The 6675-nt window shown below is 61.9% G+C and carries 4 protein-coding genes; 3 read left to right on the top strand and 1 reads right to left on the bottom strand.

The features are described 5' to 3' along the window. Positions 1-136: 136 nt before the first annotated feature. Complete coding sequence (locus LG661_RS14755; protein WP_230532659.1) at positions 137-1198, top strand: putative bifunctional lysylphosphatidylglycerol flippase/synthetase; 1062 nt, start codon at positions 137-139, stop codon at positions 1196-1198. Here the strand turns inward: LG661_RS14755 and LG661_RS14750 are convergent. Further along, positions 1087-2388, bottom strand: coding sequence for a phospholipase D-like domain-containing protein (locus LG661_RS14750; protein ID WP_230532658.1), 1302 nt, complete (start codon positions 2386-2388; stop codon positions 1087-1089). The two genes, LG661_RS14755 and LG661_RS14750, sit on opposite strands and share 112 nt — an antisense overlap. A 367-nt stretch (positions 2389-2755) precedes the next feature. Between LG661_RS14750 and LG661_RS14745 the strand changes: the two genes are divergently transcribed. After that, complete coding sequence (locus tag LG661_RS14745; RefSeq protein ID WP_230532657.1) at positions 2756-6241, top strand: PAS domain S-box protein; 3486 nt, start codon at positions 2756-2758, stop codon at positions 6239-6241. Then, positions 6241-6672: a response regulator gene (locus LG661_RS14740; protein WP_230532656.1), complete on the top strand. Its 432-nt coding sequence runs from the start codon at positions 6241-6243 to the stop codon at positions 6670-6672. The genes LG661_RS14745 and LG661_RS14740 overlap by 1 nt, the downstream gene beginning before the upstream one ends. The last annotated feature ends 3 nt before the right edge of the window (positions 6673-6675 follow it).

Raw genomic sequence — 6675 nt, 5'->3', positions numbered from 1 at the left:
TTACCCCAATCCGACCCTCTGCGACATTCTCAAACAGGCACTGAGCAGGCCGCCGCTGGGACCGACGGCCACGTTCGGGCGTTTATCCCTCTGACGGCCCTGGCAACCTGACGCGGTCGGCGAAAGAGGAGCGTTCATGCGGAAGATCTGGAGATCAATGATCGCCGTTGCGGTCATCGGACTCGCAGGATTTCTGCTCTATCGCACCCTGAGCGGCTACAACTTCGACCAGCTTGTCCAGGCCGTGATGGCTGTCCCGGTCTCGAACCTTCTCGGCGCCGTTGGCTTCGCCGCTGCGAGCTATCTCTGCCTGACCGGCTTCGACTATCTGGCCTTGCACTATGTCGGCAATCCTCTGGCCTACCGCAAGGCTGCCCTGGCGTCTTTCACGGCCCTGTCACTCGGCCACAATATCGGGTTCGCAGCCTTGAGCAGCGGCGCGGTGCGCTACCGTTTCTACAGCCGTTGGGGTTTGGGGGCCGGGCAAGTTGCCAAGTTGATCGTGTTCTGCGGGATCACCGTGGGGCTCGGCCTCATGGTTCTCGGAGGGACGGCGCTCCTGTTCCGCTCCGGTCTCGCCCAGGAGATCACAGGCCTCACGCGGCCTGTGATCCTTACACTGGGCAGCCTCTGCCTTGCGCTGCCAGCGCTCTATCTTCTCATGGCTGCATTCGTAAACAGGCCGCTCCGGATCCGGCGCTGGACGCTTGAGCCTCCGCCTTTGCGGCTTGCTATAGGGCAGGTGGTTATCGGCTCATTCAATTTCGCCTTCGTGGCGGCCTGCCTGCACCAGACGCTCGCGGCGGTGGCGGATGTTCCTTATGGCGGCGTGGCGTCCGTCTATGTCATCGCCAATGCTACGGCCCTCGTCAGCCACGTGCCGGGAGGCCTCGGAGTTATCGAGAGCGTGGTCATGTACCTGCTGCCGCAGCAGGACCTGATCGGCCCTCTGCTCGTGTTCCGCTTCGTCTACTTCCTCTTCCCCCTTGTGCTCGGCAGTCTTCTGCTCCTGACGTCCGAACTGGTCTACCGGGGGGAGAGGCCAAGCTCACCCGGCTCTGGACGGAGAAGGCGCGAAGGCGTGAACTATTTACGGTGGTCCCGTCGCAGGAACCAGAACGGCTCGAAGGGTTCCTGTGGGTCAAGGAGGCGCGTCCCGAAGGCCGGCTGCGTCGGCCCATCGTCGGACATGGCTTGAAAAGTGCGCAGGCCGCGCGGATGGTTGTTTAGGCGCTCGATCGCGTGAATGAGGGAGCCGTCCTCTTCCGCGATGATCTCCGCAACCCTTTCTGGGCTTGCGTCGAGATGCTCGGCCAACAGCCTGTCCCGCAGTTTCAGAATGGCGCGGCGCGTTCGGTCGTCCTCTCCCTCAATGGCGAGGTCGCATTCAGTGTCGAGTCCCATCGAGCGGTTGTTGAGGTTCGAGGAGCCGACCCGCAGGAACGTATCGTCCACGATAATAACCTTGGAATGGATCAGAACCTGACATTCGCCGCCATCCGACCGCGGGACGACCGGATAATAGACACGTAGCCTGTCGAAGCGGTCCTCCATCCTGAGCCGGCGGATCAGCCGGTCGCGATTGCTGCCCATGACGAGTTGCTCGACCATGCCATGCGACTCGAGGGTCATCAGGACGATGATTTCCGGACCACCGGGATCGGCGAGGTGCCGCGCCAGGATATCCCCCACGAAATTCGTCGTCATGTATTGGGCCTCGATGTAGATGGACCGCCGTGCTGCGGCGAGCGCGTCGGCGGTCAGGGCGGCGACCTCTCTGACGGCCCGCTGATCGCCCCAGGCAGGGAACGTGCGGGCGATCCCGATCGGGACCGGAGCAAAGTCCGGTGTCAGATCGCAGGGCCAGGGTGCGCTGGCAGAGGATTCCACCGGCAGACGCTCTTCTCCGGTAGCAGCTTTCCAGCGGGTCCAGGCCAGTTCGGCAATGGCGCGTGCCGCCAGCCCGTCAACGACCATCTGAACATCGTGAACGGGCTCATAGGGGCTGCCGTTGTCCCTACGCCTGAGAGGGGCGGCTGCCGCGTGGTGTGGGGTATCCCAGCGCTCCACCGTCAGGTCCATGCCGCCCACGAAGGCCAGCGTATCGTCGATACAGACAATTTTCTGATGGTGGGCGGCGTAAATCGGGTGATGGGTGTCGAGCTTGACGTGAACGCGCGGATGGTTCTGCCAATCGGCGCCAAAGATGAGCGGCCTAGTGGCTCCGGGAGCATGCACCACAGCGATACTCCAGACGAGAATGCGGATTTCGAGGTGAGGCCGCTCCTCGACGAGCGAGCGGAGGAGCGGTCCCAAGGGAGGCGATATCTCGGGGTCCTCATCCGGGCGAAGGCGGATGCTGCCGTCAAAATCCCACCCGATAATCATGATCGAGTCCTGTGCAGACCGCAGAGCGGCTTCCAATCTAGCGAAGTACTCCGCCCCATCGATGAGAACAGCCGCCCTGTCGGCCTGTGAAATCCGCCAGCAGTTCAGGCCCGGTCGGATGATAGGCAAGCGAAGCCGGTCCGTCGGATCGGAATTGCTTGGGCAGTGCGGCCCAGGGCTCGTATCGCCGGCGATGAAGGACAAGTCGGTCATGGGTCAAGCTGGCTGCACCTGCCAACTCCGCAACAATGCCTCATGTTCCGGCTCGGAGGAGCTGTGGCACTTGTGCTACATCTTAGCCTCCTTATGCACAGGCCATGGCGGCGGGTCCAGAGTGACCTAATTATCGGCAAGCTATACCTTCCACGTGAGAGAGGGGCCGGCTGGCGGTCGGCGTAAAGCATTGAAGATCATAGACTTTGAAGCCCTCTTTAGCTCATCACCCAATCCATATGTCCTTCTGGACCCGTTCTTCGTCATCGTCGGAATGAACGACGCCTATCTCCGGGCGACTATGAGGGAGCGTTCTGAGCTTGTCGGACGCAACATGTTTGACGCTTTTCCGAGCGATCCGGACTCTGCCAGCTACCGGAAGTTGCGGGCATCGCTCGAGCGGGTCGTCCGAGAAAAGACGAGCGATCATCTGCCTCTCATTCAATACGATATCCCTCTGCCCGGAGGGCAGGGCTTTGAGGAGCGCTATTGGAGCACTACCCACACGCCGCTTTTCAATAGATCCGGGGAGTTCGTCTTCATTCTTCAGCATACGGTCGATGTCACCGAGCTGCAGCGTCTGCGTGTTCTGGCTCAAAGCTCGTATCCCTCCGGTCATGTCGCCTTGATCGAAACCGACGTGCTGCGCCGGGCCAAGGCCGTTCAGGAGGCGAACGAGGCTCTGAAGGAGGAGCAGGAACACCTAAGAGGACTTTTCGAACAGGCGCCCGGCTTCATGGCCGCCCTTAGTGGCCCGCAACATGTCTTCACCATGGCCAATGCCGCCTATTTCCGGCTGGTCGGCCGTCAAGATATCATCGGCAAGACTGTCCGGGAGGCACTGCCGGAGGTGGTTGGACAAGGCTTTATCGAACTGCTCGACCGCGTCTACAGCTCCGGTCAGCCCTTCGTCGGTCGGGGCATCCGTATTCTTCTCGGGCAGGAACAGGAATCCGCTTCGGACGAGCACTACGTCGATTTTGTCTACCAGCCGATCCGGGCGAACGATGGAACGGTGTCCGGAATCTTTGTCCAGGGCCACGACGTGACCGAGCAAAGGCGCGCTGTAGAGGCTTTCCGGGCTAGCGAGGCCCGCCTCCGTCTCGCGGTTGAGGCCGGACGCATGGCCACCTGGGAAATCGATGCGGCCACGGATACCATCGTTAGCTCGCCGGAACTGAACCAGCTGCTCGGTTTTCCGGCGGCTTCCCAACCCAGCACCGCGGAGATCCGGGCGGGGTACTATCCGGGGGAGCGAGATCGTCTGTTGACGGCCGCCCAGAAGGCAGTCGCTCGCGGTGAGCGGTATATCGAGCAGGAATTCCGCTACGTCTGGCCGGACGGCTCGATCCGGTGGCTCCTGCTGAGGGCCGAGCTGCAGCTCAATTCGGAGGGCGCCCCAACCAAGGCCGTCGGTGTCGTCATCGACATCACGGACCGGAAGACAACCGAGGAAGCTTTGCGTGAGAGTGAGGAGCGCTTCCGACTGGTGGCCGAGCGCGCTCCTGTCATGCTGTGGATGGGCGACCAGAACGGAAAGTGCGTCTACCTTAACCGGGCTCAACGCGAATTCTGGGGCGTCGAGTCTGAGGATGTGGCCGGCTTCGACTGGGGCACGACCATCTACCCGGATGATCAAGCAGTGCTCTACGATGCGCTCAGCCACGCCATGCAGACTCAGACGGGCTTCACTGTCGAGGCCCGGTTCCGGCGCTCCGACGGGGAGTACCGGATCGTCCAGACAAATGCGCAGCCTCGCTTCGGGCCCAGTGGTGAATTTCTTGGGATGATCGGTGTGAATGTCGACATTACCGAGACGCGCCGGGCCGAGGAGGCGCTGCGCACCGAAACGCGCAATCTCGCGGTTCTCAACCGCACAGGCGCCTCCATTGCCGCCGAACTCGATCTCGACCGGATTGTGCAGGCGGTGACCGATGCCGGGGTTGAGCTGACCGGCGCCCAATTCGGGGCTTTCTTCTACAACACGCTCAACGACAGAGGAGAGAGCTACATGCTCTATTCGCTGTCGGGCGTGCCGCGGGAGGCATTTTCCCGGTTCCCGATGCCGCGGGCGACAGCCGTCTTCCAGCCGACCTTCCGGGGAGAGGGGGTCATACGCTCCGATGATATCCTGCAGGATCCTCGCTATGGTAGGAGCGGGCCCTATAACGGAATGCCCGAGGGCCACCTGCCGGTCCGCAGCTATCTGGCGGTGCCCGTAACCTCGCGCTCTGGGGAGGTGATCGGCGGACTTTTCTTCGGGCATGCGGAGCCCGGGGTGTTCCGGCCCGAGCACGAGACGCTGCTGCTGGGTATCGCTGCACAGGCCGCCATTGCGGTCGATAATGCCCGCCTGTTCCAGGCGGCCCAACGCGAACTGGAGGAGCGGCGTCGCGTCGAAGCCGCCTTGCGGGAAAGCGAGGAGCGGTTCCGGGCGATCGCGAATTCCATCGATCAGCTGATCTGGGCTACCCGGCCGGACGGCTTCCATGACTACTTCAATCAGCGCTGGTACGAATTTACCGGTGCACCGGAAGGCTCTACAGATGGGCAGGCTTGGAATGGCATTCTTCATCCAGACGACAGAGACCGGGCCCGGAGCATGTGGCTGCATTCCCTCGCGACAGGCGAGCCGTATCATATCGAATACCGACTGCGGCACCGCTCCGGGGAATACCGCTGGGTACTCGGGCGCGCCCAGCCTGTGCGGGATGAGCAGGGCCGGATCACCCGCTGGTTCGGGACCTGCACCGATATTCATGACCTGAAACAGGTCCAGGAGGAGTTGAGGGCGAGCCGCGAGCACGCCCTTCGCACGGAATCGGAGACCCGCCGGCTTGCCGCCGTTCTTGCGGAGAGGGTGGGGGAGCTCGACGAGGCCAATGAGGAAATCCAGCGCTTCGCCTATATCGTCAGCCATGACCTGCGCGCTCCGCTCGTCAACGTCATGGGTTTCACGAGCGAACTCGAGACTGCCCAGGCGGAAATCGAGAGTTTCTACCGAAAGGTCGCCCAGAGCCATCCCGAGCTCATATCGTCCGAGACCCGAAACGTGGTTGAAACCGACCTCGCCGAGGCCATAGGCTTCATCCGAACATCGACGGTGAAGATGGACAAGCTCATCAACGCCATTCTCAGGCTCTCGCGAGAGGGGCGACGCGTCCTCGCTCCCGAGAACCTTTCGATGCGGCAGGTGCTTGAGGCACAACGCCAGAGTCTCGCCCATCAGCTGAGCGAGCGCGGTGTGGAGCTGATGATCGAGGATGTTCCGGACCTTGTCAGCGATCGTCTCGCCATAGAGCAGGTGTTCGGCAATCTCCTCGATAATGCCGTCAAGTATCTCGGCCCTGACCGACCGGGCCGCATCTTCGTGCGAGGGAGCGAAGCCGGTCCGTTTGTCCGCTACGAGGTCGAGGACAATGGCCGGGGCATCGATCCAAAGGACTTCGACAGGATCTTCGATCTGTTCCGGCGCTCCGGCGCGCAGGATCAGCCGGGAGAAGGCATCGGACTTGCCCACGTCCGAGCTCTCGTGCGACGGCTCGGCGGAACAATTACGGTTTCTTCGAAATTGGGGGAAGGCTCAGTCTTCACCGTCACTCTTCCCAAGTATGTCAGTATGAGTTCGGAGGCCGCATAATGCCCCAACAACAGCCCGTGACCATCATTATGGTCGAAGACGACGAAGGGCATGCTCGCCTGATCAAGAAGAACATCCGGCGCGCCGGCGTCTGCAATGAGATCAGAACCTTCGCCAGCGGGACCAGCGCCATCGAGCACCTGTTCAGCGAGGATGTGCGCAATGCCGGCCCTTTCCTGGTTCTCCTTGATCTCAACCTGCCGGACATGAGCGGCGTCGATATCCTGATCCGGCTGAAGGGCGACGAAAAGCTCAAACGCGCACCCGTGGTGGTGCTCACAACCACGGACGATCAGCGTGAGGTGCAGCGCTGCTACGACCTCGGCGCCAATGTCTACATCACCAAGCCCGTGGAGTACGAACCGTTTTCGCAGGCCATCCGCCAGCTTGGGCTCTTCCTCTCGGTCATTCAGATACCCCAAACGACGTGAGCG

Origin of the sequence: Microvirga roseola, assembly GCF_020866965.1 — a bacterium.
Lineage (GTDB): Bacteria > Pseudomonadota > Alphaproteobacteria > Rhizobiales > Beijerinckiaceae > Microvirga > Microvirga roseola.
This window is presented reverse-complemented; position numbering and strand designations above follow the sequence as displayed.